Source organism: Nostoc sp. LEGE 12447 (assembly GCF_015206985.1).
Taxonomy (GTDB): Bacteria; Cyanobacteriota; Cyanobacteriia; order Cyanobacteriales; family Nostocaceae; genus Nostoc.
Genome location: NZ_JADEXT010000014.1, coordinates 126159 through 149927, shown reverse-complemented (window position 1 = coordinate 149927; position 23769 = coordinate 126159). Strand labels below are relative to the sequence as shown.

The window sequence follows — 23769 nt, the reverse complement described above, 5'->3', positions numbered from 1 at the left end:
AGGCAGCCACCTGAACTTACTTCTGAGAATAGAGTAGAGATATAAAAAGATTCCCCTTATAAAGGGGAATCTTTTTTTAAGTGATTCAAAAATAATGTATTTTAAACAAAAAATATAATTTTAGTTTTTAGCCAATTATTATTGACCAATTAACCATAATTAATAATTATTGCTTTTTATTAGCAAGCAACCTTTGACCTGTATCTTCTATTTCTAAAAGTTCTGGAATAGTCACAAAGCGATAGCCTTGCTTTCTAAAGTTGCTAATAATTTCTGGTAAAGCTTGTACAGTTCGAGAACGGTTCCCACCACCATCATGCATTAGCACAATACCACCAGGTTTTGAATCTTTAATTACGTTATTTATCAACTTTGGTACAGTCGGTAATTTGTAGTCTGTTGAGTCAGCCGACCACATGATCACAGCATACTTCTGTCCTCTAGCATAAGCAGACAATCCATTGTGCAGATTCCCACCAGGCGGTCGGAAGAGATTTGTTTTAGCGCCTGTGATTTGATAGATTAGGTCTGTTGTGCGATCAATTTCAAAAGCTGCTGCTTGTTGATTAAAAAAGTGATACCAGTGATGCCAAGTATGGTTAGCAATAACATGACCTTCAGTTACAATTTTCTTTCCGATTTCTGGATAATTTTTTAGGTTCTGCCCAACAACAAAAAACGTTCCTTTGATATTATTTGATTTCAGAATATCTAGCACTTGCTCTGTAGTGTCAGGCCAAGGGCCATCATCAAAGGTGAGAGCAATCACTTTTTCACCCTGAGTGAGTTTTGCCTCTTCAATTATTGCCCCTTGAAAACGTGATGGCACAGCGTAGGATAGCCCTTTTGTTTGTGCTTCTTGCTGCCAACTTGTAAACATGGCCGCCTTTAATTTCTCAATGCGCTGCTGAGTTCCTACATTTGCAGCCACATCCTTGACATCGATATTTTGTCTACTTTGAGCCTCTGAGGCATTTGGTCTGAGAAGCATCATGAAAGCAAGGCTAAAAACACCACCTAAAGCAAGCAGTGCAATTAATATTCCTTCTGGCCACAGAAACGACTTATTGTTTTCCACCTCATAGCTCCTTCAAAGATCCAACCATCAACCACGGTTATGACGGTACGTTATAGCACATTTTTTTAGATATCTTAAATACCAGTTACTTACTGGTAATTCTGAAAATTGGAATTGTGGCTAACGAAGATTCACAATAGACTATATGGCTTTAACTGAACCTACATACTTGAGATTTCAATGAGGATGAATGCTTACACAATACTTAGTACTGTGTAATATCAACCCATTTATAAAAGGCAAGGTCTGCATTTCCACATTCTTACCTCTAGCTCTAAGAAGGAGTACAATTAGATAATTAGCCACACCCCAAAATCCTCTTAATAGGAGTTCTGAATTAGTTTCTGTCTTTCACTTCACAGCGAAGCCAGCATTATCATTTCAAGTTTTATAGCTTTACAAATAAGATGAGCTAGACTGTCGCGTATACAATTTGCAGTTTTCGCGGACTGAAGTTCTTATCTTCAGACACTGTGACACTAAAGTTGTAAATTATACAACTTAGCGAATTATGTGATTAACATACAAAACTACTTACAAGGGGCGGGGTATCTTTCAAAAATGAGTCTAGCAAACTGTTAGTTCTATTGTTGATAAGATATATTCTACTGCCTGCTGCTATTGCTTCTTTTTTAAGAAAAAGTTAAATTTTCAACTGACAGAATATTACCTTGTACTTTCTAGGAAATAGACCAGACGAAAATTGATTCAATATAGTTTCTCATTGCCAAGGGGCACTTATTCGTTAATCTAGATACTTTTGACCAATTTAGCAAAAATAATTTTATCGGCAGTTTAATTCTATTTTTAATGCTGATACTTTAGACTAAATTGCTAATGGCTTTTGTCGATTAATGTTTTTCTCGATAATGATGGAGATTTATATCTTATTAATAGTACACTTTAATATGTACTGTCACCGTGTAATTACGGAAAAATTCACATATATATAGGCTAAGTTGTTAAAATCATCATAATATTAGGAATTCGCTTCGATTTCTGAGATTTCTGAATGTACGTGCATAGGTAGACAATAGTCAATAGGAAAGAAGGCTTTGTCAGTTGTACTGAGTTTTTTCAAATATCAAATATGAGTTCTACATAACATTTTTACTATTGAATTCACATTTAAATGTAATATTTTTTACTCCCATCAATTGTTAGGGCTGTAATTCTGTGTTGCAAATTACATTGCAATAATAGTTAATTTTATGTAATATCACTTAATAATGCATATTAAATATATTTGATTTTAACTCAACTACCAAGACTGACATCGGCTTTTTTTTAATGAAGTGAAGCAGATACTGTTATATATGTCGTAAGCAGTTATGCTACTAACGACCAATTTTCTGCTCAAATAAAAACCGACTGTATGTATAGCTTTATCAATCGGTAACTAGCTTTTTTAGGAGAAGGCAGTAAAACTGAAAATTATCTAATAACTTGCCTTATATTATAATTGCAGCAATTAGAATTAGGATTCTTAAATGATCGAGGAATCTTAATCATTAGCTTATATTCCCTTAAAGAGGTCATCGTTTATTTACAGTACTTTTACTTGTGTTTGGTAGACGTAATAACTGTATTGTTTAATATATGTATGGGTTTATGCAGAACCTAGATTGTTTATTAGTATACCTTTTGAGTCAAAAAAATCAAGGTATTTGTCCCACTTCTGAAACTGGCTACAAATTTTTATGATTCCTCACGAAAGTGATGCAAAAGAAGAACGTGCGTCGTCAAAAGTATTGCGTAGTTGGCAAGAAAATCTGATTTTAATTGCGATCGCATTATGTTTAGCATTTCTGATCAGAACTTTTATCGCTGAACCTCGCTATATCCCTTCGGATTCGATGCTGCCAACCTTACATACTGGCGATCGCTTGGTAGTTGAAAAAATATCCTACCATTTTCACCCTCCCATAACTGGGGATATTATTGTTTTTCAGCCACCCGCAGAACTACAACGTCGGGGATATCCTAAAGACCAAGCTTTCATCAAGCGGGTTATTGGCCAGCCGGGTGAGGTAATTAGTGTTGATTCTGGCAAAGTCTATCTCAACGGTCAACCCTTAACAGAAGACTACATTGCTGAACCACCAAATCAGCCATATCAAGCAGTGAAAGTCCCAGAAGACGAATTTTTTGTCATGGGAGATAACCGCAATGATAGTAATGACTCTCGCTATTGGGGCTTTTTACCCAGAGAAAACGTCATTGGTCGGGCAACATTTCGTTTTTGGCCTCTTGATCGCATTGGGTTCATTTAATCAATTTTGGATTTTGGATTTTGGATTTTAGATTTTTCTTTCAATCCAAGTTGCGCTGTAAGCGCACCAAAGGTTCGACTCAAAATCTAAGAATTAGCAGAGTTAGAAGTTTTAAAATAACTTCTAACTTAAAACTTTAAATAATACATCAGTTGAGCGATCGCATCACCAGGTAACTCCAGGCGTCGTTGGAAATCAGCTAGGTTACGGTAAGGCCCGGAGGATTGCCGATTTTGAACCACTGCTTGCGCTAAAGATAAATCTATAAATGGAATTTGTGCCAATTTTTCGACTGTTGCTGTATTCGGATTGACTAAATGGGTCGGATTTTCTAAAGATTCGTGGTCATAATAAATAAAATTCAGCAGAGGCTTTAATGGCTCCAGACGCGGTGCTGGTATAGCCAAAGCCGCAGCAATATCTTCAATACAGTAAAATTTAACACCAGAATGCGAAAGTTCTACAAGCGATCGTGCTTGGTGAATTGACAAACCTGGTAGGCGTAACCAATCGTCTACAGTAGCTTGATTAGCATCGATGCGAATACCTAATTTGGCTGCTATCTGAATTTCTTCCCCAGATTGTAAGCGATAGTAGGGATCGTTGAGGAGCTTGGCGCGGAGTTTTTGCAACCTGGGGTTCAAAGGTAGCCAGTTATTCATGATTGTCGCTTACCTTAAGAAATCTGGTCTAGTAATTGGCGGCGCTTTTGCTCAAACTCATACTCTGAAATCAGTCCATCCTGACGCAAAGCATCTAATTCTCGCATTGCGTCAGCCATCGCTCCAACCTGATTACTTACCTTTTGTGAGTTCCTTGTCGCTGACTTGCCTAGATTAAAATTACGATCAAAAGCTTCTTCGTCTTGGGCTAAATACCAAACTCCCTCAATGGCACTAGCTACCTTGGGGATAGGTGTCCAAGAAAGTAATACATACAAAACACCCCACAGAGGCTGTCCCAGATAAAATTTATGTAATCCTGAAATTGTCAGCGTGCCAGAAAAAGCTAAAACAGCAGCAACGCTTCTACTTTTGCGCTTAGTTAACATATTTCTAATAAATCTACCAATACCACAGTTCCTACAATCAGACAGTCAACTACCCTGGCTTGCTCTCCAGACTTTCGAAAGTTCCCACACAGTTTAGTATTTGAAGAAATTTGAGTAAGTTTCACATGACTGTGCATTGGGCTTTGATGCTAATTTTAAGTTTTTAACAGCTTTATTACTACTATGTCACAGACCTTACTACCGCCAGCATGGGCTGAAAAGCTTTGTGATCCTTACGCTGTGCTAGGAATTTCTGTAATTGCTGACGATCGCCAGATTTTCAAACGCTATCACACTTTAGCGAAGCTGCTACATCCCGATCGCCATGCCAAAAACTGCAATCCAGACCAAAAATTAGCAACGGCAATATTTAGCCATTTAATTAACCCAGCTTATCAACAACTGAAACATCGACAGAAGCGCTTGATTGCGATCGCTATGCTGCGATCAGATGCAAGAGTTTTGGAGCAGAAGCCTTTGTCTTCTCAAAGTGCCATAGCTCAGGAAATTATGAAGATGTCTACACCCGAAGCAGAATTGTTTTACGAAGAAGCGATCGCCTGTTATGCAGAAGCTCAATACAAATCACTAGATCAGTTTTATCAGGTGACGCAACAAATTACTATACTGAATTTAGTATACTTACGGTTGCATAAACCAGACCTCTTCTTACCGCAAAAAGCTGTTCCCATAATCTCTGAAGTAGAAGTCAACCAAGTTGAATTGACATTAACTGATGTCAAACCAGTTTTGACAAACTACTCTCAACGTCACTACCAGCGAGCTATTGAGTATGTCAGGCTAGGAAAATGGACTATAGCGGTTCAAGAACTGCGCGATGCCATCAAGTTAGAGCCAAATAACAGCGACTATTATGCCTTATTAGGTTTGGTGCATCTCAAACAAAAATTTATGGGGATGGCTAGGGTTTACATCTGTCAAGCATTAAAACTTAACCCAAAAAATTCACTAGCCTTAAAATACGCTCCCGAACTGAAAATTCAACTGGGTGAAAACACCAATCCTAAATCAATGGCTAAAGCTATGAGTATTGCGGCTTTATTAAGTCGGTTTACACAGCGAAAAGGTTCTCAAGTCAAGTGTTGAAATTTCGGTAACAAACCGTACTAAAACCGAAGCTTCGTCACTAGATTACTCACCTAGACTAAAATAATAAATAGAAGTAAAACTATTAAGCTACTGAGTCTGGGCGCTCAGTTTAATATAAGCAATATGGGATTCTTCGATTCTGAGATAGTTCAGCAAGAAGCAAAACAACTTTTTGAAGATTATCAAGCGCTAATCAAGCTTGGTAACAACTACGGCAAATTTGACCGCGATGGCAAAAAGCTGTTTATTGAGCAAATGGAAGCCATGATGGATCGTTATCGCATCTTTATGAAGCGCTTCGAGCTATCAGAAGATTTTATGGCACAAATGACTGTAGAACAACTGAAAACGCAATTAGGTCAATTCGGTGTTACCCCGCAACAAATGTTTGACCAAATGCACCTGACTTTAGAACGGATGAAAGCCGAGCTAGAAAAACAGGCTTAGTTAATTTTAGATTTTGGATTAATTGCCAATCCAAAATTCAAAATCCAAAATCTAAAATCTAAAATCCAAAGTTATTGTGACTTGGGGCGAGAAAACTGGGAAGGTGGCTTAAAGTTTTCCACTGGTACATTCTTAAGTGCCTTCTCCATAAAATCTTTCCAGATGGGAGCGACCATACCACCGCCTGTAGCACGGCTAGCTAGTTGTCTGTTGTCGTCTCTTCCCACCCAGACAGCAGTTGTTAGTTGTGGCACAGTGCCCACATACCAGATATCCTTTTCTGAGGAAGTTGTACCCGTCTTCCCAGCGCTTGGACGAGCGATCGCAGCACCTTTACCTGTACCATTAGTAACTACTGTTCGCATCACATCGATAATGGCTGCCGATGCCCAAGGGTCTAAAACTAGCTGGGGTTTAGGGGTATTATCTAATAACACGTTACCACTACTATCGGTGACACGGGCAATTACAGTGGGTGGAGATTGCCAGCCATAATTAGCAAAGGTAGCATAAGCACTAGCCATTTCTAACGGAGTGACACCAATTGCACCAAGAGGCAGAGAGGTAACAGGTTCCATCGGACTCATGATCCCCAAGGTACGGCAAGTGTCAATCACTCGATTCATGCCAACAGCCTTACCAATCTTAATCACGGGAATGTTGCGTGATTGTGCTAAAGCTGTACGGATTGGCATAGGACCGCTAAAACCCCCATCATAATTTCTGGGAAAGTACCGGCCATTTCCATCTTGATAACTAACTGGAGAATCTACCACCGTTGAGTCTGGCCCATATTTACCAGTAGCGAAAGCAGTATAGTAGACAAACGGTTTAAAAGAAGATCCGGGCTGCCGTTGAGATTGAGTTGCACGATTAAATTCACTAATCTTAGGATCTACACCACCCACCAGTGCTTTGATAAAGTGCGTGCGCGGATCAATGGCTACCAAGGCGATTTGATTCTTAGATAATCCCTGCCCAAGAAGTGATTTATGCCACTTAACGACAGTTTCCTCTGCCATACTTTGGAAGTTGGCATCAACTGTAGTTTGCACCCGCATCCCACCTTTGAGTAGTGTCTCACGCCCAAACTTCTTAGCCAACTCCTGTGCTACGGTGTTGGTTACATAAGGTAGGGCACTACCTTGAAAAGATTTGATTCTACCAAGTTTTATTTCCTGCTTGAGAGCATCGTCATACTCAGACTGGTTGATCCAGTTTAATTCCAGCATCCGCCCCAGCACTTCTTTTTGTTTCTGTTTTGCCAGCTTCATGCTCACAAAGGGGCTGAATTCTTCTGGTGCTTGGATCAAACCCGCCATCATTGCTGACTCACCCAAGCTTAAATATTCTGATGACTTATTAAAGTAACTGCGGGCTGCCGTTTGTACACCATAATTGTTATGACCCCAATAAACTTGATTGAGGTACATTTCTAAAATTTGGTCTTTGGTGAGAATTTGCTCTAACCTGATTGCCAGCACTGCCTCCGCCAACTTGCGGGTAAAGGCGCGCTTTTGAGACAAAAACAGGTTTTTGACCAATTGCATAGTAACAGTAGAGCCACCCTCTTTGACTCCACCTGCTACAGCGTTAACTACGATAGCCCGGCCAACACCAGTGGGGTTAATACCGTGGTGATCGTAGAAGTGACTATCTTCACTTGCTAATACCGCCCGTTTTAAGTTTGGAGAAATTCTATCCAGGGGTACGACTTCCCGGTTGGCTTCCCCGTGGATACTCGTTAAAAGTTTACCCTTAACGTCATAGATGTAAGTTGTTTCTGAGGGAAAGAAGTTACGTAGCTGTCTTACATCTGGCAAATTACGGAAACTAATGGCTAAACCAACCAGTCCTCCGGCTACAATGGAACTTGCCAACATGGTAATTGAGAGCAGAGTACCCCCAGTTACCTGACCAACTCCTTTCAAAAACTCAAAACCTGATGAAGCCCGACGTTGTGGCTGTTTATCTTCAAAAGTCCTAGAAGACGACACGGCGATTTCACTTCCTCACTTATAAATTTAACTGTAATTGATTGGATGAAGCAAGGCGGTTAATTTTTTGCAATTATAGTAGTTTGGCAGATGAGAAAGTGGATAAATTGCAAGTGTTTATAACCAACTTAACTTCTAGTGGGCAAAACATAGCTAACAGTGGATTTTCTAGTATGACGCAAGATTTTGCTTGGCTGCGTCGTGGTGTTGTAGAAGTTTTTCCACAACCAGTAGATGTTAACAGTGAAAGTCTAGAAAAGCTTTTGGCAACTACAAACAAACCTTTGAGGATCAAGTTGGGGATTGACCCGACTGGTACTGATATTCATTTAGGTCATAGCATACCAGTACGAAAACTGCGAGCGTTTCAAGATGCAGGCCATATAGCAGTTCTAATTATTGGCGATTTTACAGCACGCATTGGCGATCCGACTGGTAAATCTGAGGTGCGCCGCCAGCTTACAGAAGCAGATGTCGCCCAAAATGCCCAGACTTATCTTGACCAAGTACGTCCTATCTTGGATTTTGACACACCAGGAAGGTTAGAGGTGCGCTATAACTCCGAATGGCTCTCTGGGCTTAACTTAGAGAAAATTTTGGAGTTACTTTCCACGATGACGGTGGGGCAGATGTTGGCTAAGGAAGGATTTGCCGATCGCTATAGAAAAGAGAATCCGATTTTTATCCATGAGTTCCTATACCCGTTAATGCAAGGTTTCGATTCCGTTGCCGTGGAAGCAGATGTGGAATTAGGAGGGACTGATCAGAAATTTAACATCGCTGTGGGCAGAGATTTACAGCGTCATTTTGGTCAAAAGCCCCAGTTTGGGATGCTGCTGCCAATTTTAATTGGCACGGATGGGGTGCAAAAAATGTCCAAGTCTTTAGGTAATTATATTGGGTTGTCAGAACATCCGGGGCAAAAATATCAGAAGTTGCAAGGGGTTCCAGATAATCTGCTGTCACAATATTTTGAACTGCTGACGGATTTACCTTTGGATAATCTGCCAGAAAATCCCCGCGATCGCCAAACACTCCTGGCATGGGAAGTCGTCAAGCAGTATCACGGCGAAACAGCCGCCCAAGAAGCGAGAGAAGCAGCCCAAAGTGGCGGAAAGGAAGGTGCAGTTCCCGAATTTTCTCTAGCTGAAGTATCGCATCCCGCTAAATTAGCCTATATTCTCAATGTCACTGGCTTATGCAAAAGTACAGGGGAAGGTAAGCGGAAAATTCAAGAAGGTGGGGTGCGCTTAGATGGCGATCGCATTACCGATGTTGATACTACTTTTGCTGATTCTGCCCAGTTACAAGGTAAGGTTTTACAAGTTGGGAAAAATAAGTTTGTGCGCCTAGTACCTTAGATGGGAACTAGAGACTGGGAAGTAGTTAGCAAGAAACCACGTATGAATGCAGAAGAAAAAATTATTGTCGCTTTGGATGTACCAGATGAGCAAGCTGCGATCGCTCTTATAGATCAACTCCCGCAAGTCGGTTTTTGGAAAGTCGGCTTAGAGTTGTTTACCAGCACTGGCCCCAAAATTCTGGAAGTCCTAAAGTCTAAGGAAAAGCGCATTTTCTTAGATTTAAAGTTTGATGATATCCCCAACACCGTTGCTGGTGCTTGCCGGAGTGCAGCTAGATACGGAGTGGATTTGCTGACAATTCATGCTACTGCTGGTAGAGATGCTCTAAAAGCCGCAATTGAAGCAGCACACGAAGGGGCAGCCCAAGCAGGTGTACAACCACCGAAGTTAATTGCTATTACCCTGCTGACGAGCATTTCTGCTAGGCAGTTGGCATTTGATTTAAAAATACCTCTGGAATTGCCAGAATATGCTCTAGAAATGGCCCTGCTGGCTCAAGAATGTGGTTTGGATGGGGTAGTTTGTTCGCCTCAAGAGGTGGCACAGCTACGAGAGACTTGTGGAGATCGCTTTTTGCTAGTTTGTCCCGGCGTTAGACCAACTTGGGCAGATAATGCAGATCAAAAGCGATCGCTCACTCCAGCACAAGCTATGAAAGCTGGTGCAGATTATTTAGTAATTGGCCGTCCCATTACTACTGCTACTGAGCCAGAGTTAGCCTGGAAGAGGATTTCTGAGGAGTTAACCACGGTGGCATGAAGCTAAGAGTCAGTGAGAAACTGGGAGACAGAGTGCAGGGTGTAGGGGAGAAAAATCTTGCCTCTTCACTCAAGAAGAAAAATTATAGTTGGCTTGTAGCTTGTGGCTTTTGGATTTTAGTATCAAATAGCTTTAATTACCCAGCGTTCTCGAAAAGCCTCACCCCTAACTCCTCGGCGCTAGCAGAAAGAGAAAATATCAACGACGGGGCGAAGTCTTTCTGTTCTGAGCAAAATTTAGAAACATTAACTATAAAGCTACTCCAAGATTTACCTAGTTATACTAATCGCGCCAGTCAACGCGCCCGTCGCCTCAGCAGAAGTAGTGATATTTACAGTTATATGTTAGTAGCAGGAAGACCTGAGTTTACTCCTCTGCCCCTTAACCTTGAAGAATATAGTGCAGATGCGTCTAAAAGCTCTGCATCAGGAGTTGAGCAAGTTTTCTTTACTACCTTGGAGCGGCAGTACATAGGAAAGAAAGCGATCGAATTGCAGCAATTTCACTGGCTGTTGTTGACTAAAACTACAACTGGTTGGCATTTAGTGATGATGTTTTCTCAAACTGGTTCCAATTCAGCACAGCAGCCATTATCCCCGCCACGCGATAGTAGTAATGGCACTGTTGCCCAAGCAGTGAATACTTGGTTACGCGATTGCCAAGCTGGAAGTGTCCGACGGATACGTGCCGTGAATGGTGGACAATAATCCTGCCCAGAACTGAAGTTATGAGCTGATAGCCAAAGTCCACTCAAGTGGACTAAATCGATCTGATCATTTATAGGACTTACGCACAAGTTACGGGATAACGAAATAACCTAGACGCGTAGCAATACTTGTCGGTTAAGGGGAAAAGGGGGAAGGGGAAAGGGGAAAGAAAAAACCTTTAACCTTTACCCTTTAACCTTTACCCCAAACCCAATTCTGAGTTAAAAATCCTTAACCGAGCAGTATTGAGACGCGTAGCGGCTTCCCGCAGGCTAACGCAGAGAAGCCAGTGCGTTGGTGGGCTTCGTGACTTCTACCCTTGTGGGGATGAAAACGCAGTACGAGATTTACAAGGTATGGCTACGGTATTACTTGTATGTACACTGTAGCCTTTTAGCAGAGAGAGCAGAGTTTATTGCATACAAACGAAAAGCACTAAGAGTAGCTTTTGCAAGAGGGAGAAAGAGATTTTTATTACCCTTTTCCCTTTTCTCTACTTCTGCAAACAGTCGATTTTGCTCTCCATCTATTTCGGAGCTAGATACTTGTTTCAAACAAAATAAATGTACATCATCCAACTAGCTTGTATCAGTGTAATTGCGCCTATGCCTTTGGGAAGATTTTCAGCAAGTTTAGCCAATAAACAGCGAAAAAAAGCAGACATTATTTAAAAACAAAGGCTGGCTTGAATTTATGCGTTGTAACTCCCGTTTTTTGGCGATAACATAGAAATAAGTTTATTTCGAGCTTCTCAAACCGCCTTTGGCGTGAGTTTTTTTATGGAGATTCAATTAATCAACATCGGCTTTGGTAACATTGTGTCTGCTAACCGAGTAGTTGCAATTGTCAGTCCAGAGTCTGCCCCGATTAAGCGGATTATTACCGATGCGCGGGACAGAGGTCAACTGATTGATGCAACTTACGGTCGTCGGACTAGGGCTGTAATTATCACCGATTCCAGCCACGTAATTCTGTCAGCAATTCAGCCGGAAACGGTAGCGAATCGCTTTGTAATTTCCCGCGATCATCAAACTGTAGATAATTAACACTAGATTATTCCTACTCCTCTTTGTACCGTATCAGCAGTACGATGTGAATTAGATAAGTTTTCTGTCACCCTTGCTACAAATTCCTTAGTCACTAGTGGACTTGGCCGGGAACACAAGACTAATGAATAATATCTATTGATTGATTCACAGGTTGAGGGGATAATGCCAGTTTTACCCATACAGAGTAGTGCTACCACAGAAGAATGCTTACATTTAGGCAGATTGATTGTTTTGACTGGCCCTAGTGGGGTTGGTAAAGGCACTTTAATGCGATCGCTCCTACAACGTCATCCAGAACTTTATTTTTCCGTATCCGCAACGACCCGTTCTGCCCGTCCAGGAGAAATCGATGGCAAAAATTATTACTTTGTCAGCCTTAGTAAATTTGAACAATTAGTGGCTGAAGGTGAGTTTTTAGAATGGGCAGAATTTGCTGGTAACTATTACGGCACTCCCCGTGAAGCTGTACTTAACCAAATTCAATCTGGCAAGTTGGTAGTGCTAGAAATTGAGTTAGAAGGCGCAAGACAAATTCGTGCTTCCTTCCCCAGTGCCCTCAGCATTTTTATCTTACCGCCTTCTTTTGATGAACTGGAGAAACGGATACGCTCTCGCGCCCAAGACTCTGAAGAAGCGATCGCCCGTCGTTTACTCCGCGCCCAAGAAGAAATTCAGGCCGCAGATGAATTTGATATTCAAATCGTTAATGACGATTTTGAAACTGCTTTAAATGACATTGAAACGGTTTTGTTTAAATAAGTTTGGAGAGACGCGATTAATCGCGTCTGTACGGGAGTTAGAAGTTATGAATTTTAACTCCCAACTCCTAACTCCTAACTCTTCATTTCTAAATTAACCAAATAAACCTTGAATTAGCCCTAGATTGCTAGTCAAAAAGTAAGCAACTACTGCACCACCAATACCACCAATTAAGAAAGAACTGGCAAAGTTGTTCCAGCTTTCTTTAGAGTTAAAAGCATCTACCGGGGGATTGGGTACGGTAACGCTAGGAAGTGCTTTGGGTGGATTGCTATTAGCATACAAGGATAGACAAGCGGTGAGCAAAACCACCAAGCCGATGGCTCCCAGTAACCCAGCCAAATTAGCGTTAGCTGTATCCCGCAGTGGTCCCAATTTTGCGAAGGGGCCAAATAGCAAGTAACCATGAGCCTGTCCAACTTCTAAACCGCGTCTGGCAGGAGATAGACCTGGGCGATAGGCAGGTAAGTTATTAATGAACCACTTGCTCAAGGGAGAAGAATTAACTGGGGTTTCTAGGTTTCCCAATTGCGGATCGCGGAATGCAGGGAAAACAACTTCCCGATTTCTGGGATCGCTGGGGAGATTCTTTGATGCGTCTACAGCTTGTGCCATATTTTATGTTCGCCTCTAAATTTAAAATGGTGGCATTTTTATATTAATAATAATTGTAGCTAAAGATGTCTTTTGGCTAAGAAGTTTAGAAAAATTAATTTAGCTAATTTTAAAGTGTGAAACTCGCGATCTGTAAACAGGATCACGAGTTTCAAAAAACTCTTTGTGCTGCCTATTTTGGTGATAATTCAGCTTAGTTAAGCAGAATTATCAACTACATAATTTTAGGAAAAACACAATAAATTCAACTGTGCTAAATTCCATTTTCTACCTATGGCAGTGGGTGGAAAAGTAAGTCTGGGAAAAAGCGGTTGAATTCAATCAAGATACCTGCTGTGATTGTCAGCCAGATGGTAGCTGCCACAGGTGCTGTGGAAATAAACTTAATCAAATATGATGATTGATCGCCTTTGTCTGCCATGAATTTATTCTCCAAAACGAATGAATTAGTTAAGCTGATTTAGCGTGGGGAAACAGTGATTTCTGAATCTTTGGCTGCTAATTTTCCAGAGAGAAACTCTTGCAGTGCTGCTACTGGCCAAGTAAAGCCTGATGCAATGATAGGGAGTGCCAAACCAAGATCGATTTGGATTTCTTTGAGTTCAGTATCAGATTCCTTTTTGATTGCTTGCAGATAGGTACGACCTACCCAGCCAATCCAACCAGCAATATATAGAAACAGAATGCTGGGGATCAAAAAGTCACCAGCCCGATCTAGGCGACCATCAACAATTAAGTGGGGATAACCTTCAGGGCCGCACAGCGCTTGAGAATAACGCTCAAACCGCTTTTTCCCTGATTGGGGATCGGCGGTGGTATTACGGGCATTAGCTGCTAGCTCTTGAAAAGCGGGATTGTCCTTGCAAGGTGTCAAATTAGCCCCTAAAGCTTGTGCTGGGGAGGCAAAATTGAACCAAAGACAAATCGCTAACATCAAAGCAAACAATCGTCGCATAGAGTTGTTTCCTTTTATTACAAAACAAGAAGTTCTTTGTACAAAACGAAGCGGCTTGTACAGCTGTTTATTTGCATAACTAGGAAGTCATCATACTCTTGGGTGGGAACCGAGTAAAGTTTAAGTAAATAAAAGTTAAAGCTTCTCAACCAAAATGAGTGCTGAGTGCTGAGTAACAAGTGCTGAGTATAAGAATTGTTGTTGTAGGGTAGTAAAGAAGCAAGATTTTCTCTCCACTATTCAGGACTCAGCACTCAGCACTCAAGAAATGACAACCGTTTTAGCAATAGAATCCAGTTGTGATGAAACTGCCGTTGCAATTGTTAACAATCGTAAAGTTTGTAGCAGTATTGTCGCCTCGCAAATTCCAGTCCATCAACAGTATGGTGGGGTAGTGCCGGAAGTCGCATCTCGCCAGCACTTGGAAATGATAAATGTTGCGATCGCACAAGCCCTAGAGCAAGCCCAGCTAGACTGGGGACAAATTGACGCAATTGCCGCCACTTGTGCCCCTGGACTCGTAGGAGCGCTCTTGGTGGGGTTAACTGCTGCCAAAACCCTAGCAATGGTACACAACAAGCCATTTTTGGGAGTTCATCACCTCGAAGGTCACATTTATGCAACTTACTTGAGCGAATCAAGTCTAAATCCCCCTTTCTTGAGTTTATTAGTTTCTGGCGGACATACAAGCTTGATTTTCGTCAAAGATTGTGGTAATTACGAAACACTGGGGCAAACTCGTGATGATGCTGCGGGTGAAGCCTTTGATAAAGTGGCGCGATTATTAAAGCTAGGTTATCCCGGTGGGCCAGTAATTGACAAGTTGGCACAACAAGGAAATTCCCAAGCCTTTCCTCTCCCAGAAGGAAAAGTTTCTTTACCTGGTGGGGGGTTTCATCCTTATGATGCGAGTTTTAGTGGGTTAAAAACGGCTGTATTGCGTTTAGTGCAGCAACTAGAAAAAGATGGTGGACAAGTGCCAGTGGCAGATGTAGCAGCTAGCTTTCAGGAAACCGTAGCGCGATCGCTAACCAAAAGAGCGATCACCTGTGCCCTAGACTATGGTCTAGATACAATTGCCATTGGTGGCGGTGTAGCAGCTAATAGTGGGTTGAGAAAAAACCTCCAAGCTGCCGCCATTAAACATAACCTCCGCGTCCTATTCCCGCCTCTGAAATTCTGTACCGATAACGCCGCTATGATCGGCTGTGCCGCCGCCGATCATCTATCTCATGGTCATACATCGCCTCTTACACTAGGCGTTGAGTCTAGGTTAGCGCTGACCCAAGTGATGAAGTTATATCACCCTCTTGAGTAGTCATTTGTCCTTTGTCCTTTTCTAACCACCAATGACTAATGACTAATGACTAATAACTAATGACTAATAACTATCGACCGAATGCGATCGGCCACTTCATCCGGCTGTTCCAACATAGCCAGGTGTCCGCAATTAGGAATTTCTAGAACATTGTCACCACAGTATTGGAACAGTCTGTGAAAGCTAGCTAAATGGCGTACATACTTGGGTTCCATAACCTTATCCTCAGCACCAGCCAAAAAATAAACTGGCTGCTTCAGTTGGGATACTAGCTCAGGTAAACGATTGATTTCTTCCTCCGTTGTGGAATCTAACAGAGTTCCTAACGCTGCTTCTGGGTCAGCCACAACGAAATCAATCAGCCTTTGACGTGCCCAATGGCGGTCTAAAGGACGCACTACACTGGCTCTAGTAAACAGCAAATCAATCAAAGGCACTTGGGAGAGCCAACGTGGGCGGACTTGCAAAAATTTCTGACCCGCCGAGCGAAACTGCTCAAAAGCTTCTTTCAGGTAAATACCACCGCCAGCATTAATACAAATAACTCCCTTAACGCACTCAGGCATTTGATCTGCTCCCCAAAGCGCGATCGTACCTCCCAAGGAGTGACCAATTAGCCAAGCACTAGTAATATTCAGCTGTTTTAGGAGAATGGCTAAATCCTGAGCATAAGCAACAGGAGTATAAAGAGAATCGATTGGTGAACCAACCGCACTATTCGAGATGGGCATCAGACTTAGAGACGTTTGTGCCCGACTAAAATCGGTTTGTACCGGGGACTGGGATTCACCAAAACCCCGCAAATCATAGGAAAGGCACTGCAAATCATCTGATAGGCGGGAAATCACAGGTTGCCAATATCCACGGCTATTGAGCCAACCGTGGATAAATACTAAAGCGTGGGGGCAGGAAGTGGGAGCCGTTAGCTCGTATGCGTGTGGAACGCCCAAGATTTCGATAGTTGCCATGTTTATATCGTACCCCGAAGGGCGGGTGCGACTAAATACGGAATAGGAAGAGAGACGTGATTAATCTCGTCTTTACAGGAGTTAAGAGTTAGGAATTGTTAATTTTTAATTACGAATTACGAATTACGAATTATTTAACTCATAACTCCTCACTTTTCTCATTTCCCCAGCAACCTCTGTCGCACTCCTTCGGCAATTTTGTGACCGAGATATTCAGGAATAAGGCTTTCATTTGGCCCCAATAAGTAGAGAATTAGCCGTGTACGTCCACGCCAAACCAATAAATTGGCATTGACTACCAGCAGGTCTTCCTGCCAGATGGCGTACATCACTTTGTAGAATAATCCTGGTTGATTATCGGCTTCAATCACCAAGGCAGGGAGATGAAAGACCGGATCGACATAGAACTCAGTTTGTACCTGCTCTAAGCCAGTATCAAGATTAAATTCTACAGCCAGCATCTCTTCTACCTCAAACCGACCTCCTAAAGCCTCGCGGATGGCACGACAGACATTTTCTGCGGTTTTCTCGGTCAAGGCTTTACTACCACGAGATACCAACAATTTGATAAAAACTAACATTGGCGGACGAATCTGACCGTATAGGCTCAGACCGTGAATAGTCAACCCATAAGCTGCTAGTACACCAAAAATATCGCTGAGGAGAAAAGACTGGTTACGGTAAGCAAAATGCAAAGCACTTTTACTACCTTCCGGTTTCAGTTCAATCACAGCGCGTCTAGTTTTATACAGACGGTAGGCTAGGCGCAAATTTTGCAGTTGAATCTCACTGCTGACGAATTGCTCATAAAACTGGGGAAACGCTCGGTTAAAGCGCTTTAGAAGTTCCAGTGTTGAAGATTTTAAACCAGAAGCCATTGTTAAGGGTAAGACTCGCTTGCTTTCATCACCTGGGGACTAGGGGCTGGATGTTGGGGACTAGGGAAGAATTTTCCCAAAGACTCAATCTCTTGTATACAATTCACTCCTAAGCTAACCTGCATTTAAGCTCTATACGAGCAATTATCAGGATTTGGTTTTCCATATTAAATTTTGATTCTAAGCAGAGACTTCTGACCATCATAACTTCGGTGTCCAATTCCTTTAGCCAACAAGAGGATGAGTGAATAGGGAGTGATTTTGAATTTTGAATTAGTTTATATCCTTACTTTTGGGGAATTTCTCCTAGCCTTTACAACAAAATGCTAAAGTTGAAAATGATTGGTGTGAAACACGCTCTAAATAGCTGTTACCATTGCAAATCCCGAAAACAACCGAAAAATTTTGAGTGTAAGGGGTAGCAAATGGAGGTAGCTATATTAAACGTGAATCAACACTCCTGAGAGTGGAAACCAATTTAGTTATACTACCCGAACCACGTTGGCATGGGTTTTTGGAAAACTTGGTTTAGTACTCCTGAATCTGTAGCGACAACTAGGACAAACCCTTTTGAAGAACGTGTGGATGCTGCGGGCAACTCCAACTCCAGCAGCATTAGCGAAGCTTCTTCAAAGGAAACTCGCATCGTCTTCAGCACGGAGCGAGATATTGACCTGTATGAGCTAGAAGAACTCTGTGATGCAGTTGGTTGGTCGCGTCGTCCTCTAAGAAAAGTGAAAAAAGCTATTGAGCATAGTTTTCTTGTCGCCTCAATGTGGCAGGTGAGAGGAAACCAAAAGCGGCTCATTGGTTTTGCCCGCGCTACCTCAGATCACGCGTTTAATGCCACTATTTGGGATGTCGTGGTTCACCCAGACTTTCAAAGTCAAGGACTGGGTAAAGCACTGATGAAATACGTTCTCAAAAAACTGAGAAGTGAAGAAATTAGTAATGTCACTCTCTTTGCAGATCCCCATGTTGTAGATTTCTACCGGACTATGGGGTTTATGGCTGATCCAGAAGGCATTAAAGGCATGTTCTGGTATCCTCACTAGCGCTCAATCAAAATAAAACCCGATTTGCATAACAAAATCTATTATTTTGATGTAGTTTTGAAAGGTTCAGCCGACAAGGGCGCAAGTATATATCTTGTAAAACTAAGTCGGCAAAAAACCTTTATCGGTGTAAAAATTGAAAATCTAATCTATCTTGTTCTTGGCAAAGGAAAAAAGATTAGGCATAAGCCGTATGATGTGATATAGTAACCTTAATGCTTTTGGTAAAGCGCGATCGCTTTAATGGGAAACTAAAACCAAACTTCCAAAAGTAGATGAGTATAACCGGGATGTAGCGCAGCTTGGTAGCGCGCCTGCTTTGGGAGCAGGATGCCGCAGGTTCAAATCCTGTCATCCCGATTTAAGTAATATTATTTAAAAGTTTACTTGCTAGGCGATGCAATTAAATTGTACATTTTTACGGATAATAGCAATTTGCCTGTTATAGTGTTGGGTTAAATGTTGAAGCCTAACAAGCAAATTTCACCCTGAAGCAGTAAGATATTGCTGATACTGGACTTTGTATCGATTTGAGAAGATATTAAAGCAAACACGATGGAACGATTGATTAAGTAATAGCGTCACCCGATCTTAGAGAAAGCCGATAGAATGGCATTTATCATATCTAAGGTCGAGAGACTAAGAGACTTTTCACCGTTTGAAAAGACATATACTAGGCATCTACAGCATTTCGTGGTGAATAGCAAAGCGAAATCGAGAAGAACACAACTTTAGTACTGTCGATTTGTGAAACCGATTATAGCAACCCTCAATAGCTGGGGAATATTGGATTTTGACCGTTGATGCTTAACACTAAACCTCAACGCGCACAATGAATTTTTCCCAACTGAAATAGATTGCTATATAACTAAAGCTAGTTGGTGCTGTGCAAATCCAACCATTTGTTTAATTTAATTAGATTATTGATGCGAGGAGCAGTCATGAAATCATTTATTCGCTTAGGCGCAACATTGGGTATAGCTGGCAGTGTATTTTTAGCGGGACTTTCAGGAATAGGCAATCTACCGGGAATAGGCAATCTAGAGGCGGTAGCGTTGCCACAAGATCAGATAGTGAAAAAGCTCCAAGAAGTACCTGTATTCACCTTGACTAATCCTAAAGGCGAATTTGTAGTTCTTTCGAGGAAAAACAACGCGTCCAAGCCGATCTCACAAGTAGGATTTTTTATTAGCAAGCAAGATGCTCAAAAATTCCTTGATAATCGGCTCAAAAAAGAAAATCCCCAATTGGCTAGCACTTTACAGGTGAGACCTTTATCCCTGGCAGACTACTATAAAATAGTCCAAGAAAGCAAAAAGAAATCAGACTCTGTAATTTATACTTTAGTCCCGACGCAAGCACAGGTAGCTTCAGCAACAAGTATGCTGAATCAAAATGGTAAAAAAGGGGAGCAATTCAATGGGATTCCCTTATTTGTACCCAAATTTAAGAAAGATAATAGCTATTTGACCATTCCCCTGGCAAAAGGCAACGAGCGATTCATTCCATTTTTCTTTGAAAAAGAGCAAGCAGTGGCTCTATTAGACCAATTCAAAAAAGCCGTACCCAAGGAAGCAGAGAACACTGAAATTCAGGTAGTGGATTTGTACGGTGTTATGGAGGCTCTTAATAGCAGCACCGATCCTAGTATCAATAAAATTGTTCTGTATCCATCACGGGAGTCCATCAATTTTATTCGCTCACTTGCGCCGAATCAATCGCCAGCTGCTGCGCCCGCTCCGAAAAAATAACGGTTATGTACTCCAAGGTTGAGGCATGGGGGAGAAGCATCTGATAGTTTCTGGTTTACAACTTTGGCAGTGGCGAAATACAGCCCTTGAAGCAGCGATCGCCACTGATGTCCCAACAATGGAGGTAGATTGGCTACTCTTAGAAGTTGCTGGGTTAGACCGCTTGGCACTGCGTTTGGAATCCTTTAAAAACTGGCCGCAAATTCAGCTGCAATTACCTCTAGAAAAGTTAGACCAGCTATGGCAGAGGCGATTAAACGATCGCTTACCAGTGCAGTATATTGCCGGAGTGACACCTTGGCGTAACTTTCAAATCGCGGTGTCAAGTGCCGTTTTGATTCCCAGACCAGAGACAGAGAGCTTAATTGATTTAGCTTTAGCAGCAAGCGGTGTATCAGGACATTGGGCAGATTTAGGTACTGGCAGTGGAGCGATCGCCATCGGATTAGCAGATGTCTTGCCAACAGCAACAATTCATGCAGTTGATTACAGTTTAGAAGCTCTAGCGATCGCCAGAACCAACGCTGCTAATTTGGGTTTTGCTGACCGGATTAAATTTTATCAAGGTTCTTGGTGGGAGCCACTAGCATTTCTCAAAGGTCAGTTTAGTGGTATGGTGTCGAATCCTCCTTACATACCCACCAGCACCTTACCTACACTGCAACCAGAAGTAGTTAACCATGAACCACATCTAGCTTTGGATGGTGGCGGTGATGGCTTAGATTGCATTCGCCATTTGATAGAAATTTCTCCCAGTTATTTACAATCTGGCGGTGTATGGTTAATTGAGATTATGGCAGGACAGGCGGATGCAGTGCGAGAACTTTTGCAAAATCAAGGTAGCTATTGTAAGATTCAAATTCACGCTGATTTAGCTGGAATTGAACGCTTTGCCCTTGCCTACAAAAGTTAGGAAATAGGTTATGGGGTATGGAGCATGGGGCATAGCGCATAGGTAAAATGCTCCATGCCCTATACCTGTACCCATAAAAATGACACAAGTTTCTTTAACAAATCTAATAGCTGGCGCACGGGCTGGTCTTTTGGTAAGCTTTCCTACTGACACTGTTCCTGCACTTGCAACGATACCAGAAAAAGCCGGGTTAATTTTTGCGGCGAAGCAACGCAGTCAAGACAAACCTTTGATTTTGATGGCTGCTACTGCTGAAGATTTGTGGCTCTATGTTAAAGGTAGTGAAAACGAGTATAAAGTTTGGCAAGAACTAGCAGATAAATATTGGCCAGGAGGGCTGACATTAGTGTTGCCAGCAAGTGAACGCCTGCCAAAAGTTATGAACCCGATCGATCCGACAACAATTGGTATTCGAGTCCCGAACAGTGCGATCGCTCGAACTATTTTGGCGCAAACAGGCCCCCTTGCTACCACTAGCGCTAATTTTTCTGGTCAGCCACCTTTGCAAACGATGGCAGAAATTGAGACTCAGTTTCCCCAGGTTTTGACTCTAACAACAACAGAATGTCAGGGTGAAACAGCAGCAATGGGTATACCTTCCACCGTTGCTAAATGGACAGGCATAAATTGGCAGATTTTACGACAAGGTGCGATAAAGTTAGACATTTCGAGTGATAAATAGATATAGGTAGTTATAATGTTGTTTTCCTGATTTTCACAACAGAGAAATCTGGAACTTTAGTCTGCGCTGTTGTGGTCAATTAACAAGTTAATAATTGCCTAATTATGAATTGGATCAACTGGATATATCTAGGAGCAGGAATCGCACTAGGTATGATTTTCTATCGGTTATTTGTGCTATGGCTACGCCCGCCGCAGGCATCAGCAAATGTTTTATCTAGCTCATCTCTAATAGCGCCATTAGATCAAGAAGAGATGCCACCAATATCACAACAGCTACAGCAAACGCAGCTGGCATACTTTATGGCAAGGGAAATGAGCCAGTTTAAGGCTGGTTTTTTGGCACGAACTACCCATGAATTGCGATCGCCTCTCAATGGTTTGATTGGCTTGCATCAATTAATTTTGTCAGATTTATGTGAAGATCCGGCTGAAGAAAGAGAATTTATTGGTCAAGCTCACGAACGAACGCTGAAGCTACTCAAGCTGATAGATGAAATTCTCACCGTTGCGAGAACGGAACACGGTACTAATAAATTAGATATTCAGCCCCGACCGTTAGCGCAAATTTTGGAAGAGGTTCATAAATTAACTTATATGCTGGCGGCTAATCGCAATTTTCCTTTGCAATTGTTACCCGCCGATCCAGAAATTTATGTTTTAGCAGATTATCTCTGGCTCCGCCAAATATTGATCAGTTTAATAGACACTGCCATTACTCAAATGGAGGAAGGCAGTATTTGTATTTCTAGCAATATCTTACCTACAAATAATTTTGTAACCATTTGGCTGGATGTTCCAACTCATGCTATACCCTCAAGCGAGCCGATTGATTTGCTCAAATCTGATGAGCAGCAGCTCCAAATTGATCAAAAGGCTGCTCTTTCCCCAGGAATGAGGTTATTAATTAATCAGACTTTAGTGGAAGTTATGGGAGGAAAGTTAGAAATCCTGCCTTCGACCATTGCCAAGGAACCACATCAGGAGATTACCAGACTACAAATCTCTATCCCCCTAGTGATTCCTGAAGCTGAACTTCTGTAGCAGCAACAAAAACACGGTTAGCTAGGTTGTGTAGCACCATTGTAGTGGTGGTATTGGTTTGAAAACCCATCTTTTCGTAGAAGCCCTGCTGGTGAGTAGTCATCAGATAAACGCTCTCAACCCACCTCATGCGGGGATGACACAAAACGGTTTCTACTAACTTGCTTCCCAACCCACTACTTTGATAATCTGGATGAATGACAACATCCCAAATTGTGGCGCGATATATGCCATCAGATGTTGCTCTAGCAAAGCCAATGAGTCGATCGCTATCCGAGACAGAAATCACTGGTTCACTATTGGCAACGGCTATACCTAAATCTTCAATACTGCGTCCCTTTGCCCAGAAAGCTGAAACGTTTAACAGTTCTTGGAGTTGGTAAAGGTCAATTTCAGATTTGCGTTCGCTAAATTGAATCTGAGACTCGTTCATTTATGGCATCCACTTTTGGCAATATCTTTGTATATTTAAGTCATATTTTGCTAAAAATTGCTGTACGTGTATATGTATATGCAACGAGAAAAAAAAATTAATGACAAACCCACTTCCACAGAGGATGACTTGGCCCCTGCTGACGTATCCGATAAACTTGTTTTTCTAAACGTTGTTTTTCCGGCTTTGGGAGTCCAAATAAGATATTTCGACTTTGCCAAACTAAAACAGCAGCAGTCATCCCAATACAAAAGGCTAAACCGAAGGTAGACAGTGGATGGTAGAAGAGTCCATATCGCACCGCTACCCAGGTAAAATATTGTTGCCACAGAGAAATTTCTGCACGTAGACCCCACAAGCTAACAGGTGCAATGGTGAGCCACAAACAGCCGACAAACAGCCATCTACCGTATAATGTCAGCTTGTGTAGCCTTTGCACTTGTTGAATAAAGGATGCGTCAGAGTTCTCAAATTCTGGATTAGGGATTAATGGTTCTTCAGGTTGATCCATAGAAGAATAAAATTCCAAAGCATAGGTGAGCAATTTAAAATGCTTTAACCCAA

The 23769-nt window shown here is 41.9% G+C and carries 25 protein-coding genes and 1 tRNA gene; 15 read left to right on the top strand and 11 right to left on the bottom strand.

Going from position 1 to position 23769, the window contains the following annotated elements:
• Nucleotides 1-166 precede the first annotated feature (166 nt).
• Nucleotides 167-1078, bottom strand: a complete 912-nt coding sequence (locus IQ274_RS16730) for a polysaccharide deacetylase family protein (protein ID WP_163928520.1) — start codon at nt 1076-1078, stop codon at nt 167-169.
• Between the two features lie 1700 nt (nt 1079-2778).
• Between IQ274_RS16730 and lepB the strand changes: the two genes are divergently transcribed.
• Complete coding sequence (gene lepB / locus IQ274_RS16725; RefSeq protein ID WP_012410230.1) at nt 2779-3351, top strand: signal peptidase I; 573 nt, start codon at nt 2779-2781, stop codon at nt 3349-3351.
• A 128-nt stretch (nt 3352-3479) separates the two neighbouring features.
• Here the strand turns inward: lepB and IQ274_RS16720 are convergent, their stop codons facing one another.
• Together IQ274_RS16720 and IQ274_RS16715 are read right to left on the bottom strand one after the other, a co-directional pair.
• Nucleotides 3480-4013, bottom strand: a complete 534-nt coding sequence (locus IQ274_RS16720; protein ID WP_163929235.1) for a ComEA family DNA-binding protein — start codon at nt 4011-4013, stop codon at nt 3480-3482.
• A 14-nt stretch (nt 4014-4027) separates the two neighbouring features.
• Complete coding sequence (locus IQ274_RS16715) at nt 4028-4402, bottom strand: NINE protein (protein WP_012410228.1); 375 nt, start codon at nt 4400-4402, stop codon at nt 4028-4030.
• Nucleotides 4403-4585: 183 nt separating this feature from the next.
• Here IQ274_RS16715 and IQ274_RS16710 point away from each other — a divergent pair, with 183 nt between their 5' ends.
• Entirely contained in the window at nt 4586-5509 is a 924-nt protein-coding gene (locus IQ274_RS16710; protein ID WP_194142903.1) for a J domain-containing protein, read from the top strand.
• A gap of 126 nt (nt 5510-5635) precedes the next feature.
• On the top strand, nt 5636-5959 hold the full coding sequence (locus IQ274_RS16705; RefSeq protein WP_012410226.1) for a DUF1825 family protein: 324 nt from the start codon (nt 5636-5638) through the stop codon (nt 5957-5959).
• Nucleotides 5960-6030: 71 nt separating this feature from the next.
• Here the strand turns inward: IQ274_RS16705 and IQ274_RS16700 are convergent, their stop codons facing one another.
• Entirely contained in the window at nt 6031-7956 is a 1926-nt protein-coding gene (locus IQ274_RS16700) for a transglycosylase domain-containing protein (RefSeq protein ID WP_194142902.1), read from the bottom strand.
• Between the two features lie 173 nt (nt 7957-8129).
• On the opposite strand from IQ274_RS16700, the gene tyrS reads away from it, so the two are divergent.
• From tyrS to gmk, 5 genes are all read left to right on the top strand, one after another.
• Nucleotides 8130-9317: a tyrosine--tRNA ligase gene (gene tyrS / locus IQ274_RS16695; protein ID WP_194142901.1), complete on the top strand. Its 1188-nt coding sequence runs from the start codon at nt 8130-8132 to the stop codon at nt 9315-9317.
• Nucleotides 9318-9359: 42 nt separating this feature from the next.
• Nucleotides 9360-10079, top strand: coding sequence for an orotidine-5'-phosphate decarboxylase (gene pyrF / locus IQ274_RS16690; RefSeq protein ID WP_163929238.1), 720 nt, complete (start codon nt 9360-9362; stop codon nt 10077-10079).
• On the top strand, nt 10076-10786 hold the full coding sequence (locus IQ274_RS16685; protein WP_163929239.1) for a hypothetical protein: 711 nt from the start codon (nt 10076-10078) through the stop codon (nt 10784-10786). Before pyrF ends, IQ274_RS16685 begins: the two co-directional genes overlap by 4 nt.
• Before the next feature lie 779 nt (nt 10787-11565).
• Nucleotides 11566-11832, top strand: coding sequence for an extracellular matrix/biofilm regulator RemA (remA, locus tag IQ274_RS16680; RefSeq protein ID WP_012410221.1), 267 nt, complete (start codon nt 11566-11568; stop codon nt 11830-11832).
• Between the two features lie 165 nt (nt 11833-11997).
• Entirely contained in the window at nt 11998-12594 is a 597-nt protein-coding gene (gene gmk, locus IQ274_RS16675; protein ID WP_175586660.1) for a guanylate kinase, read from the top strand.
• 93 nt (nt 12595-12687) lie between these two features.
• Here gmk and IQ274_RS16670 read toward each other — a convergent pair whose 3' ends face one another.
• From IQ274_RS16670 to IQ274_RS16660, 3 genes are all read right to left on the bottom strand, one after another.
• Nucleotides 12688-13209, bottom strand: coding sequence for a photosystem I reaction center protein subunit XI (locus IQ274_RS16670; protein WP_163929240.1), 522 nt, complete (start codon nt 13207-13209; stop codon nt 12688-12690).
• A 271-nt stretch (nt 13210-13480) separates the two neighbouring features.
• On the bottom strand, nt 13481-13630 hold the full coding sequence (gene psaJ, locus IQ274_RS16665; protein WP_012410218.1) for a photosystem I reaction center subunit IX: 150 nt from the start codon (nt 13628-13630) through the stop codon (nt 13481-13483).
• Between the two features lie 39 nt (nt 13631-13669).
• Nucleotides 13670-14164: a Photosystem I reaction center subunit III gene (locus tag IQ274_RS16660; RefSeq protein ID WP_114081157.1), complete on the bottom strand. Its 495-nt coding sequence runs from the start codon at nt 14162-14164 to the stop codon at nt 13670-13672.
• 268 nt (nt 14165-14432) lie between these two features.
• Between IQ274_RS16660 and tsaD the strand changes: the two genes are divergently transcribed.
• Nucleotides 14433-15482 (top strand): tRNA (adenosine(37)-N6)-threonylcarbamoyltransferase complex transferase subunit TsaD, encoded by a 1050-nt coding sequence (gene tsaD / locus IQ274_RS16655; protein ID WP_194142900.1) that lies wholly within the window; start codon nt 14433-14435, stop codon nt 15480-15482.
• Nucleotides 15483-15538: 56 nt separating this feature from the next.
• Here tsaD and IQ274_RS16650 read toward each other — a convergent pair whose 3' ends face one another.
• Both IQ274_RS16650 and IQ274_RS16645 read right to left on the bottom strand, forming a co-directional pair.
• The gene (locus tag IQ274_RS16650) at nt 15539-16450 is read right to left on the bottom strand and encodes an alpha/beta fold hydrolase (RefSeq protein ID WP_194142899.1); all 912 of its coding nucleotides are present in this window, start codon (nt 16448-16450) and stop codon (nt 15539-15541) included.
• 158 nt (nt 16451-16608) lie between these two features.
• Nucleotides 16609-17328: a hypothetical protein gene (locus tag IQ274_RS16645; protein ID WP_012410214.1), complete on the bottom strand. Its 720-nt coding sequence runs from the start codon at nt 17326-17328 to the stop codon at nt 16609-16611.
• A 506-nt stretch (nt 17329-17834) separates the two neighbouring features.
• On the opposite strand from IQ274_RS16645, the gene IQ274_RS16640 reads away from it, so the two are divergent.
• From IQ274_RS16640 to IQ274_RS16615, 6 genes are all read left to right on the top strand, one after another.
• Nucleotides 17835-18383, top strand: coding sequence for a GNAT family N-acetyltransferase (locus IQ274_RS16640; RefSeq protein ID WP_163929243.1), 549 nt, complete (start codon nt 17835-17837; stop codon nt 18381-18383).
• Between the two features lie 286 nt (nt 18384-18669).
• Nucleotides 18670-18743, top strand: a tRNA-Pro gene (locus tag IQ274_RS16635).
• A 581-nt stretch (nt 18744-19324) separates the two neighbouring features.
• Entirely contained in the window at nt 19325-20134 is an 810-nt protein-coding gene (locus tag IQ274_RS16630) for a Tic22 family protein (protein ID WP_163929244.1), read from the top strand.
• A gap of 25 nt (nt 20135-20159) precedes the next feature.
• Nucleotides 20160-21047, top strand: coding sequence for a peptide chain release factor N(5)-glutamine methyltransferase (gene prmC, locus IQ274_RS16625; RefSeq protein ID WP_194142898.1), 888 nt, complete (start codon nt 20160-20162; stop codon nt 21045-21047).
• 79 nt (nt 21048-21126) lie between these two features.
• On the top strand, nt 21127-21729 hold the full coding sequence (locus tag IQ274_RS16620; RefSeq protein WP_194142897.1) for an L-threonylcarbamoyladenylate synthase: 603 nt from the start codon (nt 21127-21129) through the stop codon (nt 21727-21729).
• A gap of 104 nt (nt 21730-21833) precedes the next feature.
• Complete coding sequence (locus IQ274_RS16615) at nt 21834-22772, top strand: sensor histidine kinase (RefSeq protein ID WP_194142896.1); 939 nt, start codon at nt 21834-21836, stop codon at nt 22770-22772.
• Here the strand turns inward: IQ274_RS16615 and IQ274_RS16610 are convergent.
• Together IQ274_RS16610 and IQ274_RS16605 are read right to left on the bottom strand one after the other, a co-directional pair.
• Entirely contained in the window at nt 22735-23205 is a 471-nt protein-coding gene (locus tag IQ274_RS16610) for a GNAT family N-acetyltransferase (protein WP_194142895.1), read from the bottom strand. The two genes, IQ274_RS16615 and IQ274_RS16610, sit on opposite strands and share 38 nt — an antisense overlap.
• A 97-nt stretch (nt 23206-23302) precedes the next feature.
• Nucleotides 23303-23716: a hypothetical protein gene (locus IQ274_RS16605; protein ID WP_190933748.1), complete on the bottom strand. Its 414-nt coding sequence runs from the start codon at nt 23714-23716 to the stop codon at nt 23303-23305.
• Between the last annotated feature and the right edge of the window lie 53 nt (nt 23717-23769).

Coding starts and splice junctions, on each gene's coding strand:
- remA (WP_012410221.1), top strand. CDS start 11,566: ATGGAGATTCAATTAATCAACATCGGCTTTGGTAACATTGTGTCTGCT.
- lepB (WP_012410230.1), top strand. CDS start 2,779: ATGATTCCTCACGAAAGTGATGCAAAAGAAGAACGTGCGTCGTCAAAA.
- gmk (WP_175586660.1), top strand. CDS start 11,998: ATGCCAGTTTTACCCATACAGAGTAGTGCTACCACAGAAGAATGCTTA.
- IQ274_RS16630 (WP_163929244.1), top strand. CDS start 19,325: ATGAAATCATTTATTCGCTTAGGCGCAACATTGGGTATAGCTGGCAGT.
- IQ274_RS16670 (WP_163929240.1), bottom strand. CDS start 13,209: ATGGCACAAGCTGTAGACGCATCAAAGAATCTCCCCAGCGATCCCAGA.
- IQ274_RS16660 (WP_114081157.1), bottom strand. CDS start 14,164: ATGCGACGATTGTTTGCTTTGATGTTAGCGATTTGTCTTTGGTTCAAT.
- tyrS (WP_194142901.1), top strand. CDS start 8,130: ATGACGCAAGATTTTGCTTGGCTGCGTCGTGGTGTTGTAGAAGTTTTT.
- IQ274_RS16615 (WP_194142896.1), top strand. CDS start 21,834: ATGAATTGGATCAACTGGATATATCTAGGAGCAGGAATCGCACTAGGT.
- IQ274_RS16720 (WP_163929235.1), bottom strand. CDS start 4,013: ATGAATAACTGGCTACCTTTGAACCCCAGGTTGCAAAAACTCCGCGCC.
- IQ274_RS16605 (WP_190933748.1), bottom strand. CDS start 23,716: ATGGATCAACCTGAAGAACCATTAATCCCTAATCCAGAATTTGAGAAC.
- IQ274_RS16620 (WP_194142897.1), top strand. CDS start 21,127: ATGACACAAGTTTCTTTAACAAATCTAATAGCTGGCGCACGGGCTGGT.
- IQ274_RS16645 (WP_012410214.1), bottom strand. CDS start 17,328: ATGGCTTCTGGTTTAAAATCTTCAACACTGGAACTTCTAAAGCGCTTT.
- pyrF (WP_163929238.1), top strand. CDS start 9,360: ATGAATGCAGAAGAAAAAATTATTGTCGCTTTGGATGTACCAGATGAG.
- IQ274_RS16715 (WP_012410228.1), bottom strand. CDS start 4,402: ATGTTAACTAAGCGCAAAAGTAGAAGCGTTGCTGCTGTTTTAGCTTTT.
- IQ274_RS16650 (WP_194142899.1), bottom strand. CDS start 16,450: ATGGCAACTATCGAAATCTTGGGCGTTCCACACGCATACGAGCTAACG.
- tsaD (WP_194142900.1), top strand. CDS start 14,433: ATGACAACCGTTTTAGCAATAGAATCCAGTTGTGATGAAACTGCCGTT.
- psaJ (WP_012410218.1), bottom strand. CDS start 13,630: ATGGCAGACAAAGGCGATCAATCATCATATTTGATTAAGTTTATTTCC.
- IQ274_RS16610 (WP_194142895.1), bottom strand. CDS start 23,205: ATGAACGAGTCTCAGATTCAATTTAGCGAACGCAAATCTGAAATTGAC.
- IQ274_RS16705 (WP_012410226.1), top strand. CDS start 5,636: ATGGGATTCTTCGATTCTGAGATAGTTCAGCAAGAAGCAAAACAACTT.
- prmC (WP_194142898.1), top strand. CDS start 20,160: ATGGGGGAGAAGCATCTGATAGTTTCTGGTTTACAACTTTGGCAGTGG.
- IQ274_RS16710 (WP_194142903.1), top strand. CDS start 4,586: ATGTCACAGACCTTACTACCGCCAGCATGGGCTGAAAAGCTTTGTGAT.
- IQ274_RS16640 (WP_163929243.1), top strand. CDS start 17,835: ATGGGTTTTTGGAAAACTTGGTTTAGTACTCCTGAATCTGTAGCGACA.
- IQ274_RS16685 (WP_163929239.1), top strand. CDS start 10,076: ATGAAGCTAAGAGTCAGTGAGAAACTGGGAGACAGAGTGCAGGGTGTA.